General features: G+C 51.2%; 12 protein-coding genes, 1 pseudogene and 1 other annotated feature (1 of these 14 cut by a window edge). Of the genes and pseudogenes, 9 read left to right on the top strand and 4 right to left on the bottom strand.

Features of this window, described 5'->3' with window-relative positions:
- Positions 1-54: 54 nt before the first annotated feature.
- A complete protein-coding gene (locus OIN60_RS08750; RefSeq protein ID WP_305754478.1) occupies positions 55-360 on the bottom strand; it encodes a rhodanese-like domain-containing protein in 306 nt (101 codons plus the stop codon).
- Between the two features lie 151 nt (positions 361-511).
- Here OIN60_RS08750 and aroA point away from each other — a divergent pair, with 151 nt between their 5' ends.
- The 4 genes from aroA (at position 512) to ptsP (ending at position 6,056) form a co-directional block, all read left to right on the top strand.
- The gene (gene aroA, locus OIN60_RS08745; protein WP_305754477.1) at positions 512-1,804 is read left to right on the top strand and encodes a 3-phosphoshikimate 1-carboxyvinyltransferase; all 1,293 of its coding nucleotides are present in this window, start codon (positions 512-514) and stop codon (positions 1,802-1,804) included.
- A gap of 34 nt (positions 1,805-1,838) precedes the next feature.
- Positions 1,839-2,285 (top strand): CoA-binding protein, encoded by a 447-nt coding sequence (locus tag OIN60_RS08740; protein ID WP_305754476.1) that lies wholly within the window; start codon positions 1,839-1,841, stop codon positions 2,283-2,285.
- Positions 2,286-2,442: 157 nt separating this feature from the next.
- Positions 2,443-4,326: a glucose PTS transporter subunit IIA gene (locus OIN60_RS08735; RefSeq protein ID WP_305754475.1), complete on the top strand. Its 1,884-nt coding sequence runs from the start codon at positions 2,443-2,445 to the stop codon at positions 4,324-4,326.
- A complete protein-coding gene (ptsP, locus tag OIN60_RS08730) occupies positions 4,323-6,056 on the top strand; it encodes a phosphoenolpyruvate--protein phosphotransferase (protein ID WP_305754474.1) in 1,734 nt (577 codons plus the stop codon). The genes OIN60_RS08735 and ptsP overlap by 4 nt, the downstream gene beginning before the upstream one ends.
- Positions 6,057-6,154: 98 nt before the next feature.
- Here ptsP and OIN60_RS08725 read toward each other — a convergent pair whose 3' ends face one another.
- Complete coding sequence (locus OIN60_RS08725) at positions 6,155-6,679, bottom strand: type 1 glutamine amidotransferase domain-containing protein (RefSeq protein ID WP_305754473.1); 525 nt, start codon at positions 6,677-6,679, stop codon at positions 6,155-6,157.
- Positions 6,680-6,937: 258 nt separating this feature from the next.
- On the opposite strand from OIN60_RS08725, the gene OIN60_RS08720 reads away from it, so the two are divergent.
- The 4 genes from OIN60_RS08720 (at position 6,938) to OIN60_RS08705 (ending at position 9,786) form a co-directional block, all read left to right on the top strand.
- On the top strand, positions 6,938-7,384 hold the full coding sequence (locus OIN60_RS08720; protein WP_305754472.1) for a hypothetical protein: 447 nt from the start codon (positions 6,938-6,940) through the stop codon (positions 7,382-7,384).
- A gap of 182 nt (positions 7,385-7,566) precedes the next feature.
- Positions 7,567-7,914, top strand: a complete 348-nt coding sequence (gene ytxJ, locus OIN60_RS08715; RefSeq protein WP_305754471.1) for a bacillithiol system redox-active protein YtxJ — start codon at positions 7,567-7,569, stop codon at positions 7,912-7,914.
- Positions 7,915-8,013: 99 nt separating this feature from the next.
- Positions 8,014-9,021: a catabolite control protein A gene (gene ccpA / locus OIN60_RS08710; protein ID WP_305754470.1), complete on the top strand. Its 1,008-nt coding sequence runs from the start codon at positions 8,014-8,016 to the stop codon at positions 9,019-9,021.
- Between the two features lie 66 nt (positions 9,022-9,087).
- On the top strand, positions 9,088-9,786 hold the full coding sequence (locus OIN60_RS08705; protein ID WP_305754469.1) for a 5'-methylthioadenosine/adenosylhomocysteine nucleosidase: 699 nt from the start codon (positions 9,088-9,090) through the stop codon (positions 9,784-9,786).
- 82 nt (positions 9,787-9,868) lie between these two features.
- Here the strand turns inward: OIN60_RS08705 and OIN60_RS08700 are convergent.
- Positions 9,869-9,979, bottom strand: a pseudogene (locus OIN60_RS08700) (N-acetyltransferase); the annotation flags it as partial.
- 218 nt (positions 9,980-10,197) lie between these two features.
- On the opposite strand from OIN60_RS08700, the gene acsA reads away from it, so the two are divergent.
- The gene (acsA, locus tag OIN60_RS08695; protein WP_305754468.1) at positions 10,198-11,916 is read left to right on the top strand and encodes an acetate--CoA ligase; all 1,719 of its coding nucleotides are present in this window, start codon (positions 10,198-10,200) and stop codon (positions 11,914-11,916) included.
- A 61-nt stretch (positions 11,917-11,977) separates the two neighbouring features.
- Here the strand turns inward: acsA and OIN60_RS08690 are convergent, their stop codons facing one another.
- Entirely contained in the window at positions 11,978-14,986 is a 3,009-nt protein-coding gene (locus tag OIN60_RS08690; protein WP_305754467.1) for a transglycosylase domain-containing protein, read from the bottom strand.
- 143 nt (positions 14,987-15,129) lie between these two features.
- Positions 15,130-15,189: a binding site (T-box leader), on the top strand; it runs 195 nt beyond the window's last position.

Here is a 15,189-nt window from a genome sequence, read left to right as displayed (position 1 = left end):
ACCCGAAAAGGACAGGCCTGCGCCTGTCCCTTGCCGTCTGCGTGAAGCATCTGGTTATTCTTCTTCATACCATTGCAGCATGCCACCGGTCATATTCACACAGTTATCATAACCGTGCTGCTGCAGGTATTCACAGACCCGTTCACTGCGATAGCCGCTGCGGCAGATGAAGATGACTTTCTCATCCGGGTTAATCTCTTCAAGCCTTGCTGGAATCTGTCCCATCGGGATGTGCTTGGCGCCCGGGATCATACCGGCAGCTACTTCTTCATCCTCCCGGACGTCAATCAGATGCAACTGCTCCCCCGCCTGCAGGCGTTGCCGGAGTTCGGTGGGCTCAATTTGAGGAATTGGATTCATAACGTGGGACCTCTTTTCCTTGGTTTTATCGTAAATGGATGTGCAATAGCGTAATCATAAGCGCACTATATAGTGTAGACAAGCGGAAGCCGTGCTGTCAACGGACACGACTGCGGCCTTCCGCCAAATCAGACCGAAGGAGCCTATTTACATGGATGTTATCGTTAAACCTACACCTTCCCTGAAGGGACAATTCGGAGCCTTATCCTCCAAAAATTACACGACCCGCTATCTACTTGCTGCCGCGTTGGCTGAAGGCACAAGCACGATTTATTATCCTGCCCATAGTGAAGACAGTGATGCGATGCGTCGTTGTATCAAGGATTTAGGAGCCGTGCTGGAGGAGGATGATGAGAAAATCGTCATTACAGGTTTTGGACGTCATCCGCGCCAAGCATCTGAGCTGAATGTAGGCAATGCGGGAGCCGTGCTGCGTTTTCTGATGGGTATCGCGGCCTTCCTCCCGGACGTAACCTTTGTTAATACGTATCCTGAGTCGCTTGGGAAACGGCCGCATGACGATCTGATTGATGCGCTGGGACAGTTGGGTGTGGAAGTGGAGCATCGGCAGGGGCGGCTTCCGATCCGGATTAGAGGCGGACAGCCAAGAGGCGGGAAAATCAAGGTGTCCGGCTCGGTCAGCTCGCAATATTTGAGTGCTCTGTTGTTCCTGACACCTCTTCTGGAGGAGGATAGCGAGATCGAAGTACTGCATGACCTGAAATCCAAAGTGGTCATCGGTCAGACGCTGGAAGTCTTGGAGCAGGCTGGAATTACGATCCACGCGAGCGACGATTACATGTCGTTCAAGGTGCCGGGCCGTCAGGCTTACCAGGCGCGGAATTATACGGTTCAAGGCGATTATCCGGGAAGCGCTGCGATTTTGGCGGCGGCGGCGGTGACACAGTCAGATGTGACGGTTGAACGACTGATGGTGAACAGCAAGCAAGGGGAACGCGCGATTGTGGATGTTCTGCAAATGATGGGCGTACCCTTGACGCATGAGCAGGATACTGTGCACGTGCAAGGGAACGGCAAGCTCAAGGCGGTCGAGTTTGACGGGGATGCGGCAACGGATGCTGTGCTGGCTATGGTGGCTGCTGCGGTCTTTGCTGAGGGAACCTCCCGCTTTTACAACGTGGAAAACCTGCGTTACAAGGAATGTGATCGCATCACGGATTATTTGGCTGAACTGGCGAAAGCAGGGGCGAGGGTAGAAGAAAGGCAAGCGGAGATTATCGTCCATGGCCGACCGGAGGGTGTGGAAGGCGGAGTAGAGATTAACGCGCACTTTGACCACCGTGTTATCATGGCTTTGACGGTGGTTGGCCTGCGGGCGCAGCAGCCGCTTGTCATCCGTGACGCGCACCACGTAGCGAAGTCGTATCCGCAATATTTCGAACATTTGTCTGCGCTTGGCGCTAATGTGGAATGGGTAAAATAATATTGTAGTATGCGAGATGAGGAGGGATTTTTCAATGGCTTTTGAAAATCCGTCAAGAGACGAAATTAAGCGAATTCTGGAGCAGGTGGGCAATATAGCGGTGGTGGGACTGTCGGATAAAACGGACCGGACCTCCTATATGGTCGCAAGAGCTATACAGAGTAAAGGCTACCGGATCATTCCGATCAATCCGACGGTTGCGGGACAGGAGATCCTGGGTGAAACCTGTTATGCCTCGCTCCAGGATGTGCCCGAACCGATCGACTTAGTAAACGTGTTCCGGCGCAGCGAATATTGTGCGGATGTAGCCAGGGATGCGGTTGCGGTGAATGCCCGGACATTATGGCTGCAACTGGGCATCGTAAGCGAGGAGGCTGCCGAAATCGCCCGTGAACACGGGATGACGGTCATTATGGATCGTTGCATTAAGGTGGAGGAGGCCGCAACCCGACCAGTCCGGTCTAATGATCATCAGGCGTAGAAGATAGGAGCGGGTCCAGGACCGGGAATAGAGTAGAGGCAAGGGAGCCGGCGGGCTCCCTTTGTTTCTTTTTCAATAAAGCCGGGGACGATTCATTCTTGCTTTGACAAAAACTTCCCTACACTTTACCATCAGTGGTAGAAAGGAGAGGATCGCCATGAACTGGCTCGGATCGCTTCAGCAGTTGGGGCGTGCCGTTATGCTCCCGACGATGGTATTGCCCGCCGCGGCTATTCTCCTGAGTTTGGCGAGCCTTCCCTGGGCAGGCTGGGGGCTGCCAGCCGTCGGTGAAGTAGCTGAAGCTGCCGGTCACGGCATTTTTTATTTTTTGCCTTACATCTTTGCGGTCGGCGTCGCTTTGGGCATGTCCAATCAGGCGGGTCAGGCCGGACTGGCCGCATTGGCCGGAATGGCGATATATGATCAGGTAACGAGACATTTCGGAAGCGGGACCGTGCATCCGGCTACACTCATCGGTATTATTTTAGGCGTTATATCCGGGTTCACACATAACCGGTTTAAGAGCATCAAGCTGCCGGAGGTACTGCAATTTTTTGGCGGCTCGCGGTTTGTACTGCTGTTCATCGGCCTCTTTTCAGCCGTATTCGCATTTCTGATGCTGGGCATCGCTCCTGTGCTGCAGGGGGCACTGGAACGGCTTGCTTCCATGGAAGGCATGATGGGCGGCTATGGCTTGTTTTTGTATGGTGTCTTGTATAGGATTCTGGTTGCTTTCGGACTTCACCATCTACTTAACAATATATTCTGGTTTCAGCTTGGTACATACCAGACTGCTGACGGGAACCTGGTGCAGGGAGACCTGCCCCGCTTCTTTGCCGGAGATCCGACCGCGGGGTATTTCATGTCCGGTTTGTTTCCGATCATGATGTTTGCATTGCCGGCGATTGCGCTGGCCATCATTCATGAGGCGAGGGAGGATTTGAAGCCGAAAATCAGAAAAACGTTTCTTACCGCGGCGTTTGTCTGCTTTTTGACAGGTGTATCGGAGCAGATTGAGTTTGCGTTCCTGTTTGCGGCTCCGTACCTGTTCCTGCTTCATGCTGTATTGTCCGGCATTGCGATGTGGATCACCTATGCGCTGGACATCAGGCACGGCTTCTCCTATTCGGCTGGCTTTATCGATTATGTGCTTAACTTTCATCTGTCCCATCATGCATGGCTGCTGATTCCCGTAGGAGTGGCCTATGGGCTCATTTATTATATTCTATTCCGCTGGGCGATCCGGACATTCCGGATTCCGACACCCGGTAGGGAGGAAGGCTCCGTGCTGGAGGATTGGGCCGGAGGCATCCCTTACAGAGCCCCGTTGATTCTGGAGGCTCTTGGCGGTAAAGAGAATATCGTCCAGCTTCAATCCTGCATTACTCGGCTTCGACTTACGGTTCATAATGACCGCTTGATCGATACGGGGGCGATGAAGGCACTCGGCTCCGCAGGATTGATCAAGCTGGGCGGCGGCAATGTTCAGGTCGTATTCGGCACCTATTCGGAGCTGATCCGTGAGGAAATAGCTAAGCTGATGGAACGGGATCTCACCCAGGTGATGTTCAATGCTCCTGTGCAGGGCAAAATGCTGCCGATTCTGGAGGTGCCGGATCAGATTTTCGCCGCCAAGCTGGTCGGGGATGGGGTTGCTTTTATTCCCGAAAGGGGAGAGCTGGTGTCGCCCGTCCACGGTACAGTCATGCATATTTATCCGACCATGCATGCAATCGGGATCTCAACACCAGAGGGAATTGAGGTGCTGCTGCACATCGGGATTGATACGTCCCAGCTCAAGGGGTACTTTACTGCCTTGGTGGAAGCAGGCGATACGGTGGAGCCGGGGCAGCTGCTGATTAAATTTGATCTGCAGGCGCTCCGTGAGCAGGCTGCTTCACTCGTAACACCGATGGTGATTACGAACCCGGACCGTGTGAAATCCTGGAGTTATGCGCCATTTAAACATGTAAAAAAGGGTCAGGCATCGGTTATGTCCGTTGTACTGTACGATAGGAACGTTGGAGGGGTAGAATCATGATAGACGGCATTGGCGCCGCCGCGGGCGTTGCGATCGGCAAGGCTTTCGTCCTGCCAAGCTGGGAATGGGACTTGACCGAGCAAAACATGGACCCGGTGGATTTGGCCAAGGAATTTGAACGCTTGTATGAAGGCATTCGTACGTCCAAGGATGAAATCAAGTCGATAAAAAATGAATTTCGTGAAATGGTCGGGCCGGAGGAATCCAGTATTTTTGACGCGCATTTGGCCATCCTGGACGATCCGGCGTTCATGAATGAAGTTCACGGCATTATTGAACGGCAGTATAAAGCGGCTGAGGTGGCAGTGAAGGAAGCTATTGATCATTTTGTGGCCATGTTCGATCTGCTGGACGATGAATATATGAAGGAACGTGCTATGGATATCAAGGATGTGGGCAACCGTCTGTTGAAGCATCTGCTCGGTGCGCCTGAGGTCACTCTTCCGAAGGATACGCAGCCGTACATCCTGGTCGCCAAAGAACTGTCACCTTCCCAGCTCGCGCATCTGAATCCCGGCAATGTCCTTGGCATTGTAACATTGAGCGGAGGGAAAACCTCACATTCGGCCATCATGGCCAGAGCGCTGGGCATTCCGCTTGTGTCCGGTCTTGAAAGCAATAGTAACCTGCCTGTTCAGACTGGAGATATGATGATTGTCGACGGAGACAACGGGCGAGTGTTCGTCAATCCGGAACATTCTGTTCTGGACCGGTACACCTTACTGCGGGATGAACAATTGCGTAAAAAGGAGCAGTTGCAGTTGTTGGCTTCCGTAGAGGCCATTACGAAGGATGGTGAGACGATCAGGCTGTCTGCCAATATTAGCTCGGTTAAGGATATGGAAGGAGCCATCAAAACCGGCGCTCAAGGCGTCGGGTTGTTCCGGACTGAGTTCCTGTATATGGACCGGCCTGCTTTCCCGAGCGAAGAGGAGCAGTTTACTGTATATCGGCTTGTCACTGAGAAGGCTGGAGGGCACCCGGTTGTGATTCGTACGCTTGATGTCGGAGCCGATAAACAATTGGATTATCTGCCACTGCAGGAAGAGGAGAACCCTTTCCTTGGCTACCGCGGCATCCGCATTAGTCTGGATCGCAAGGATCTGTTCAAAATCCAGCTTACAGCCATTCTGCGGGCAAGTGCCTTCGGGCCGGTCAAAATTCTGTTTCCGATGATTTCTTCCGTTGAGGAGCTGCTGCAGGCTAAGGCTGTGCTGACGGAGGCGATGAGGGATCTGGATACACGTGGCATAGCCTACAATAAAAATACCGAAAAAGGCATTATGATCGAAATTCCCGCTGCGGCGCTGATTGCGGAAGAGCTGGCGCGTGAGGTGGATTTCTTCAGCATTGGCACGAATGATCTGGTGCAGTACGTGCTGGCAGTAGACCGCATGAATGAACAGATTGCTCATATGTACAACCCTTATCATCCGGCGGTGCTCCGTATGCTGCGTCTGACAGCCGAGGCTGCCAAAGCGGCCGGCATCAGTGTCAGCGTATGCGGGGAAATGGCAGGAGACGAGCGTTCTATTCCGCTCTGGCTGGAGCTGGGCATCCGGCAGCTAAGCATGTCTCCTCAGTCTTTGCTCCGTGTCAAGCATAGGCTGTTGAATACGACAGCCGCGGATGCGAGACGCACGGCCCGGGAATGCATGAAGCTGTCCAATGCTGCACTGATCGAGCAGAAGCTTGCCGCAGCAGCGGGCGGCATGCCTCTGAATCCTTAGACCCGGAGGGTCCAAGGATTACTTTCAAAGGTGTGATTCACCGGGATATGTTGCTCTAGCTGACTTACAAGTTTCTATTATCCTTTGCTAATGTTGGGTCACTCGCCTGCCAACAGGTCGCAGAAAGCGCGGCCGTACGGTGGGAGATCCGGCGGACGCCGGGCGGACACAATGTGTCCGTCCCGGACTACCGCTTCATCTTTCCATATCGCGCCTGCATTTTCCATGTCATCCCGGATGCCGGGAGTGGAAGTCACAGTAACCCCGGCAAGTATTTTGGCGGAAACAAGCACCCAGCCCGCGTGACAAATTTGGCCGATTGCTTTCCGGTCCCTGTGCATTTCCTGTATGAGCTGTATCACCTTGGGATACCTGCGCAGCTTGTCTGGCGCCCATCCTCCGGGCACGAGAATGCCGTCGTAGTCTTCGCTATCCAACTCGTCAAAGCCATAATCCGCCTTCGCGGGAACCCCGTACTTGCCCGTATAGCTTTTGCCTTTTTCTGCACCTGCGAGGTGAACTACCGCTCCTTCTTCACGGACACGATGCACAGGGTACCATAGCTCGAGATCCTCGAATTCTTCATCAACTAAAGCAATGACTTTCTTACCAGCAAGCCTCATTCCAACACACTCCCTCTCGAAGTTTATTTCTGAAATGCCGATCCACTTCATTGTAAATGCAGTTCAAGTCCATGTACAGAACTGTCAGAAATCTGAATAAGGCGGTTTAGTAGAGTGAAATGTGTTTTTTGTTCTTTTTTGGTAATTTGTTCAATTCTTTGTCGAGAGAAGGAATTGCGGTTAGAAAGGTCGAATTTGAGATAGGGAAGAGATACAGATATGTATGTCATGAAAATGATGTTAATGGGGTGTTATAGGATGCGCAAGCTTTGTGAATGCGGTGAGAGCATGAACCTGGAGCTGCGAAATTTGGTCTATGAACGCAAAATGGAAATCAGGCATGTGCCTGTACTGACCTGCTTTTCCTGTGCTGTGAGCGAGGTTCCGCTGCAGGTTGCAGATGATATTAAGAAGCTCATAAAACAATTCAACGAGGCGCCTGGATTAAGGAAAGTTTCATTTACAGATATCCATGAATGGGCAGACGTGATCCATCATGTTCTTAAGAATTCGGAAAAGCGAGAGCTTGAGAATTGGGATCAACCGTTGGAGGAGGCAAGGCAGGAGCGCATTAATATGCTGCTTGATTTATACCGCTTTGCCAGTGATTCGGGGGATAGCCGGTGGATGAATGATGTGGAAAGCAGGCTGAAACAACTGTCTATGGCAGCGCCCGACTTGCTGTTATCGGACATAAAACGATAAGAGAAAAGCCCATCGGTGTATTTCAAAGAAGACAGACCGAGCTTAGTTTCAGTAATGCTGAAATTTTTATGAATTCTATAATTTTAAAAAAAATGAAAATTTTCATGGACATCATTGGATTTTACATAAGCTTTTTGTTACCATAGACTTAAGACTCTTTGATGAGGAAGGATGTATGTCCAATGGCAACCATGAAAAAGGTAAGCACGATTGAACAGTTGGACAGCGCGTTGACAGCCTCAGCGGTAAAGCCGCTGTTGCTGTTTAAGCATAGCACGCGCTGTCCAATTAGCGCACGAGCACACCAGGAGATGGAAGCTTATCTACAAGGGACACCTGTGTCTAATGTTGAATACGGTATCATTTTTGTAGTGGAGGACCGTCCTGTCTCGAATGAGGTTGCAAGCAAGCTGAACGTTAAGCATGAATCACCGCAGGTTATTCTGGTCAAGGCTGGAAGAGCCGTATGGAATACCTCGCATCTCAGTATCACCAGCGGCAACTTGCTGCAGGCGCTAAGCGGGATATGACCCAACCGTAATTGCATCAAGTGTTTTTTTGTCGTATCATGTTTTTAATTGGCAGTTGGGTCATGTAATGAAAATTTATCGGCAATGGAGAGAAGGAATGTGACGGTAACCATCTATGATGTGGCTCGCGAAGCCGGCGTCTCAATGGCGACGGTATCCCGTGTAGTCAACAATAACCCGAACGTAAAACCGCAAACACGTAAGAAGGTATACGAGGCCATCGAGCGGCTGGGATATCGGCCGAATGCGGTTGCACGTGGACTTGCAAGCAAGAAAACCACGACGGTGGGCGTCGTGATCCCCGATATATCCAATTCAATATTTGCTGAAATTGCGCGCGGGATTGAAGATATCGCGAATATGTATCACTACAATATTATTTTATGCAACGCTGACAAACGCAAGGAGAAGGAGATCCGTGTCATTAACACGCTGCTTGAGAAGCAGGTAGACGGACTTCTCTTCATGGGTGGTACTGTAACGGATGAGCATATTCAGGCTTTCCAAACGGCGGCAGTGCCTATCGTATTGTGTGCGACGAGCGATGAAAAAGGGATGTATCCGTCGGTCGACATTGATCATGAGAGCGCGGCTTATGATGCTGTCAGCACCCTGGTCCGTCACGGACACCGTCAGATTGCTATGATCAGTGGCACGCTACAGGATCCGGCTAACGGTTATGCCCGCTTCCAAGGGTATAAGAGGGCTCTTGAAGCGGCGGGGATTGAATATCAGGAAGACCTTGTCCGCATCGGCAACTACCGCTATGAGTCTGGGGTAGAGGCCATGAAATACTTTCTCGGTCTTAAGAAAAAACCGACCGCGATCTTCGCTGCAACGGATGAAATGGCCATTGGTGCGATTCACAGTATTCAGGATGAGGGGCTTAAGGTGCCGGATGATTTCTCCATCATCAGTGTGGACAATATCCGCATGGCGTCCATGGTTCGTCCGCAATTGACGACGGTAGCCCAACCGATGTATGATCTGGGAGCTGTCGCGATGCGTCTGTTGACCAAGTTGATGAAGAAGGAGAATGTCGAGAATCCGCGCGTCATTCTGCCGCATGAAACGATTCTGCGACTGTCCGTCAGTCATTTGGACTAAACAGGGTAAACAACTTTGGAAAAGCCCCGTAAGGGGCTTTTTTTTCAATCAAGAAGGGATGAGCGCATGAGTCAAGTAATCGGTCTTATTGGTGCAATGGATGAGGAAATAGAGCTGCTATTGTCAAGCATGCAGACAACACGCAAAACGGTCAAGGCAGGGATTACATATACGGAGGGCACGCTTCACGGTTACTCTGTCGTGGTATGCAAATCAGGGGTAGGTAAAGTGAATGCCGCAGTAACGACACAAATCTTGATTGACGGGTTCGGGGTAACCAGCGTTATTTTTACCGGTGTAGCCGGTGCGGTGAACCCTGAATTGAACATTGGCGATATTGTGATCTCTTCAACGTGTATGCAGCATGATATGGACGTGACGCCGCTCGGTTTTGCACGCGGGATCATTCCTTACCAGGATACGTCCGAATTTGCTGCAGACAGCCGGTTGATTCAATTAGCAGAGCAGGCCTGCAAAGCAAGAGGCGATCATTATCTGACAGGCAAGGTGCTGTCCGGCGATCAGTTCGTTGCTAGCAGGGAGAGGGTCTCCGCCTTGTACACGGAAATGGATGGGGCCTGCACGGAGATGGAAGGGGCAGCGGTGGCGCAAGCCTGCCACATGAATGGAGTACCGTTTGTTATTCTCCGCTCCATGTCCGATAAAGCGGACGGTTCCGCGCATGTGAATTTTGGTGAATTTACGGTGGAAGCTTCGCATCGTTCCCATCAAATTGTGGAATATATGCTTCAGCATCTTCATTAAGCTCGGGCTTCACCCAGAACATAAAGCGGCGCTTTCCCGAATCTGGGGAGCCCCGCTTTTTTTCTGCTGTGAACATCATTACTCAATACATAAAACGATTGCGAAACCGGACCCGATCGAATTGCTCCATTGAGCTGAGCGGCACTCGGCTCCCGATTCTCACCATAAGGCAGTTGGCAGGATGGGCAGCCAGGTTATGAATCCTGTACTGTTTCGTATGCTCCATAGCAGGCTCCTTTCACAACCATTCTTTCTGGCGCTCCCCTGTATCAACCTACTTATAACAAAAAAACAATGGCTTGGAAAGGATGACCGGCACAGTCTGCCTGTGATATACTGTCGATGACAAAAAAAATTCATATTTCTGGCATAATTTATACTCACATTTGTACCCAGAGGAGGCTGAAGGTCATGAATGGCGAGCAACTGGAAAGTGTCGTGTACGCATCAAACATGGGTTCATATGAACAAGCCTGCAAGCGTTTTCAATGGAAGGATGTTGAGAGTCATTTTACATGGTCCCGAACCGGGAAGGTGAACATGGCCCACGAAGCAATAGATCGGCACGTCTATGAAGGCCGGGGTCATAAAACGGCGCTGCTCTACTGTGATGGACAGCGGGAGGAAGCCTATACGTTTATGCAGCTTTGCATGGAATCCAACAGATTCGGCAACGTGCTGCGCAAGTACAATGTTGCCAAAGGAGACCGGGTGTTTATATTTATGCCGCGCTCTCCTGAGCTGATTATTGCCCTCCTGGGCATTTTGAAGGTTGGTGCTGTTGCAGGGCCGCTTTTTGAAGCGTTTATGGAAACCGCTGTCAAAGATCGGCTTGAGGATAGCGGCGCCGTCGCTATTGTGACTACTCCGGAGCTGCTTGGCAGGATTCGGAGGGATGAACTGCCTGAACTCAAGCATATTTTTGTAGTAGGTGATTGTTCATCATTGGACGACGGGAGCCTCATTGATTTCAAAGCCGAGGTCAATCAGGCTTCCTACGAATTTGAGCCTGAGTGGCTGGATCGTGAGGACGGGCTGATCATTCATTATACATCGGGTTCAACAGGGAAGCCTAAAGGGGTCTATCATGTACAGAACGCCATGATTCAGCATTACTATACAGGCAAGGTCGTGCTTGATCTGCAAGAGGATGACGTCTATTGGTGCACGGCGGACCCGGGGTGGGTAACCGGGACCTCCTACGGTATCTTTGCCCCTTGGCTTAACGGGGTCACTAACGTCATCCGGGGCGGGCGGTTCAGTCCGGAAAATTGGTATCGGACGATTGAGCGTTATCAAGTAAACATCTGGTACAGCGCTCCTACCGCATTTCGCATGCTGATGGGAGCGAACGAGGAAATACTAGACAAGTACGATTTAAGCAGCCTGCGGCATGTGCTCTCAGTTGGTGAGCCTCTCAATCCCGAAGTCGTGCGCTGGGGATGGAAGGCTTATGGACAGCGCATTCATGATACATGGTGGATGACGGAGACCGGGGGGCAGTTGATCTGTAACTATCCTCAGATGGCCATTAAACCCGGCTCTATGGGCAAGCCGCTGCCTGGCATCGAGGCCGCTATCCTTGACGACGAAGGCCGCGAGCTGCCGCCTAACCGGATGGGGCATCTGGCGATCCGTACGGGCTGGCCGTCCATGATGCGAAAGATCTGGAATAACCCAGTGAAGTATGATGAATACTTCCGGTTTAACGGGTGGTATGTATCCGGGGATTCCGCTTATATGGATGAGGAAGGTTATTTCTGGTTTCAGGGACGGATTGATGATGTCATTAATTCATCCGGCGAAAGAATCGGCCCCTTCGAGGTGGAGAGCAAGCTGGTTGAGCATCCTGCGGTGGCAGAAGCGGGCGTTATTGGCAAGCCTGATCCGCTGCGCGGCGAAATTATCAAAGCCTTCATCTCTTTGCGTGAGGGATATCAGCCTTCCGACGAGCTGAAAGAGGAAATCTACGGTTTTGTCAGGGAAGGGCTCTCGGCTCATGCGGCTCCGCGTGAGATTGAATTCAAGGACCGGCTGCCGAAGACACGCTCCGGCAAAATTATGCGCCGTGTTCTGAAGGCTTGGGAGCTTCAGCTTCCTACCGGAGATCTTTCAACCATTGAAGATTAAATCAAACAGCAAGGGCGGGCCAGAATGTTCTGGCCCGCCCTTTTAATAGGTTTAACGATAATTAATTTTTCTGAACCGGGGAGGAAGGAGGGGACTCTCCTGCCACATTAACGGCGGTAATGCGAAACCATCCCTTCACTTTTGAATCATATTGGGTGGACCGGGAGGAGCCGATAAGGTTGAAAGGCTCCTGCCCGTTGCCACTATAATATACGTTATACCCGATTACATTCTGTTCAGGTGCATTGCCGCCCCACTGGAGCCTGGTCCCGTCTGCTGTCGCTTCAGCCGCCGGTTGTCCCGGAGCGGAAGGAAGAGCTCCCGCAGCTCCTTCAGGCGTCTCCAGGGTCGGATCAGGAGCCTCTGTGGCGCTAACGCTGGAGCTAGGGGCGGATTCGCGTCCTGCTACATCGACTGCGGTCACATAGAACTCTCCTGGTGAGTCGGTAAACACTCTGGAGTTGCCGGCCCTAACGATTTTCCCCGTGCTGCTGAAGTTGCCATCGCCGGAGGAGCGGTACAGCCGGTAGCCGACCACATCGTCATCTCCGCTCGCAGCAAAGGATATCACTGCATTGCCATAGTCCAGACTTGCCTGCACATTGGAAGGAGGTTCAGGATCTCTTCCGTTATCCTTTCTCGGATCGACACGTGTAGGCAGCTCATTGTCCGCGTCAGCCGGCAGATAGTAGGAAAGGGAATTGTGCTCCTTCATCTTGGAAAATGCATTCTGCAGCTCCTTGATCAGCTCGGAAATCGGTTTTTCACGTTTAATGACGGTCTGCTCGCCCAAGAATTCAGCAGGTGTGCCGTCACGTGGGATATAATTGACCCCGTTGTACGTAATGTACTTCGCTCTTGCAACTCCATCATCACTTTCGGTTGGAACATACTTGGTATTGAATATGTCTGTCACAAACCTGTTGGTCAACGAAGTCGGTAGCTTGCCGCTGTAGGCCGACACGGTACGGGAAACGATGCCGTCCGGCTTTTCGAATTCATGGTCTTTGAAAAGCTGAGGGTCCGAATCGACCACCTCATTCATAATGGTTGCCCACAGCCGTCGTGCCCGCTCTTTCTGCTCACTCGTTTCGAGCTTATGGATCTGCTGCTTATATCCGACCCAGACGCCGAGTGTGACATCCGGAGTAAAGCCTTCGAACCATACGTCAGTGTACGACTGGGTCGTTCCGGTTTTACCCACGATTGGAATATCATTATGCTTGAAATTGCGGTTAACCAACGTCCCTGTTCCATCCTTGACGACAGTGCTCAGCATATCCGTCATCAGATAGGCCGTTTGTGGAGAGAAAGCTTTTACGGGCCGCGCTTCGTGCTTATAGACAATGTTGCCTTTGGAATCAACAATTTTACTGATCATATAAGCATCGTTGAATTCACCGCCATTGGCGATCGCACCGTAGGCATTCGTTAATTCCTCCACAGTAACCCCATACTTCAGCCCCCCGAGCACCCCGGTACTGGCTTGGTAATCACTATCTTCAATGGTTGTAATGCCGAGCTTTTTGACGAACGCCCAGGCTTTATCAATGCCTACCTTTTCGTTGAAAAGCTTAAGCGCAACAGTGTTAATCGATTTATTGAGCGCATGACGTGCGGTTACAAGTCCTTCATAACGGTTGTTAGAGTTTTTTGGAATATGGAATCCATTTACGCCGTCTTTAAGAATAATAGGCGCATCGTCCAGTACGCTCCCCGGTTGAACGAGCCCGGCCTCCAGCGCAGGCAGATAGGCGGCGAGCGGCTTCATAGCCGAACCCGGCTGACGCACCATCTGGGTAGCATAGTTCATCTGCTCTTCATTAAAATCACGGCCTTCAATCATGCCGAGGATGGCGCCTGTTTTATGATTGATCAGCATGGCGGCCGTCTGTTCCATCCCCTTGGTCTGGCTGGTAGGAGAGAAATTGTTGGCATTTTCGGCGATATCGCGCATCGTTTTGTATACGGTCTTATCAATGGTCGTGTAAATTCTGTACCCGCCGGTGCGTAGCTGCTGCAGCGCTTCTTCTTGATCGAGCTGATTGGTGCCTGCGGCTTCTCCCGTTTCCTGCCCGGCCTGCAGATCCGTGCCCTGTTGAAGAGACATGAGGATTTGGGAAGCCTGGCGCTCGGTTTCCATCATAAGATATGGATAAGTGTTGTAGGCTTTAACGGTTCTTTTTGCCAGCGATTTCTTGATATCGAATGCCAGAGCTTCATCATATTGCGATGAGTTGATTTTGCCTTCTTCCAGCATGCGGGAAAGCACCAGCTTCTGCCGGTTTAAGGCTTTGTTAAAGGCTGATTCATTAAATTCTCCTTTGCCGTTAAAGGCGGAGTAAGTACTTGGGAGCTGTGGAAGTCCGGCCAGATAAGCAGCCTGGGCAATGTTCAGCTTGTTCAGATCGGTGATGTTAAAAATACCTTTGGCAGCAGCCTTGATACCGAACACATTGTATCCGTTGGAGCCGTTGCCGAATGGAACCTTGTTGAGATAAGCAGTCATGATCTGTTCCTTCGTCATAAACCGTTCCAGCCGCATCGCCAACAGAATTTCCTTGACCTTGCGGTCTTCGGTACGGTCAAGATTCAGGAATACACGACGGGCCAACTGTTGTGTCAGCGTGCTTCCGCCGGTTTGGACGGATTCGTTCAGCACTTTTTGTTTAACTGCACGCATGGTACCTGAAAAATCCACGCCTTGATGCTCGTAAAAACGATTGTCCTCAATGGCGACAACCGCATCAATGACGATTTGCGGGATTTGCTCATAGGTGACAGGCCGCCTGTCCTCTTCGGTACGGAGCTGTCCGATCGGTGCGCCATCTTCAAAGTAAGCGAATCCGGTAATAGCGTTTTCGCCGACTTTTTGCTCGATCGTCTCCCTGGAGCGTACGGGCTCATCCTTGACGATGGAGGCCACATACCCCGACACGGCTCCGCCAGCGAACAATATACCCATGCAGCCCAGGACAAGCAGCCATTTCAGGGTAATTCCGGTTCTGCGAAAAATGGTTCTTGCTCGGGAACCCTGTCGATCAGGGGGGATTTTTTTCTCATCAACCATCCAGCTTTCCTCCTTTTAACAGGCACTATTATAGCATAAAAACGGAATTTCAACCCATAAGCTGAACGTCCGACTTTCAGAACGTTGACTTGTGCAAAAAAATTATGTTATAAATAGTTCAAAGTAGTTTAAAGTACATATGGAAAAAGGCTGAGAAAGACTGAAGTAGAAGGCGGCAAGACGTGCGCAGAGAGACGGTGGCT

This window comes from Paenibacillus zeirhizosphaerae (assembly GCF_030705605.1).
Lineage (GTDB): Bacteria > Bacillota > Bacilli > Paenibacillales > Paenibacillaceae > Paenibacillus > Paenibacillus zeirhizosphaerae.
Note: the sequence above shows the minus strand (reverse complement) of the source record. Positions and strands in the feature narration are given on the sequence as shown.

Excerpts from the sequence above, each read along its gene's own strand:
- OIN60_RS08750 (WP_305754478.1), bottom strand. The coding sequence starts at position 360 with ATGAATCCAATTCCTCAAATTGAGCCCACCGAACTCCGGCAACGCCTG.
- aroA (WP_305754477.1), top strand. The coding sequence starts at position 512 with ATGGATGTTATCGTTAAACCTACACCTTCCCTGAAGGGACAATTCGGA.
- OIN60_RS08740 (WP_305754476.1), top strand. The coding sequence starts at position 1,839 with ATGGCTTTTGAAAATCCGTCAAGAGACGAAATTAAGCGAATTCTGGAG.
- OIN60_RS08735 (WP_305754475.1), top strand. The coding sequence starts at position 2,443 with ATGAACTGGCTCGGATCGCTTCAGCAGTTGGGGCGTGCCGTTATGCTC.
- ptsP (WP_305754474.1), top strand. The coding sequence starts at position 4,323 with ATGATAGACGGCATTGGCGCCGCCGCGGGCGTTGCGATCGGCAAGGCT.
- OIN60_RS08725 (WP_305754473.1), bottom strand. The coding sequence starts at position 6,679 with ATGAGGCTTGCTGGTAAGAAAGTCATTGCTTTAGTTGATGAAGAATTC.
- OIN60_RS08720 (WP_305754472.1), top strand. The coding sequence starts at position 6,938 with ATGCGCAAGCTTTGTGAATGCGGTGAGAGCATGAACCTGGAGCTGCGA.
- ytxJ (WP_305754471.1), top strand. The coding sequence starts at position 7,567 with ATGGCAACCATGAAAAAGGTAAGCACGATTGAACAGTTGGACAGCGCG.
- OIN60_RS08705 (WP_305754469.1), top strand. The coding sequence starts at position 9,088 with ATGAGTCAAGTAATCGGTCTTATTGGTGCAATGGATGAGGAAATAGAG.
- acsA (WP_305754468.1), top strand. The coding sequence starts at position 10,198 with ATGAATGGCGAGCAACTGGAAAGTGTCGTGTACGCATCAAACATGGGT.
- OIN60_RS08690 (WP_305754467.1), bottom strand. The coding sequence starts at position 14,986 with ATGGTTGATGAGAAAAAAATCCCCCCTGATCGACAGGGTTCCCGAGCA.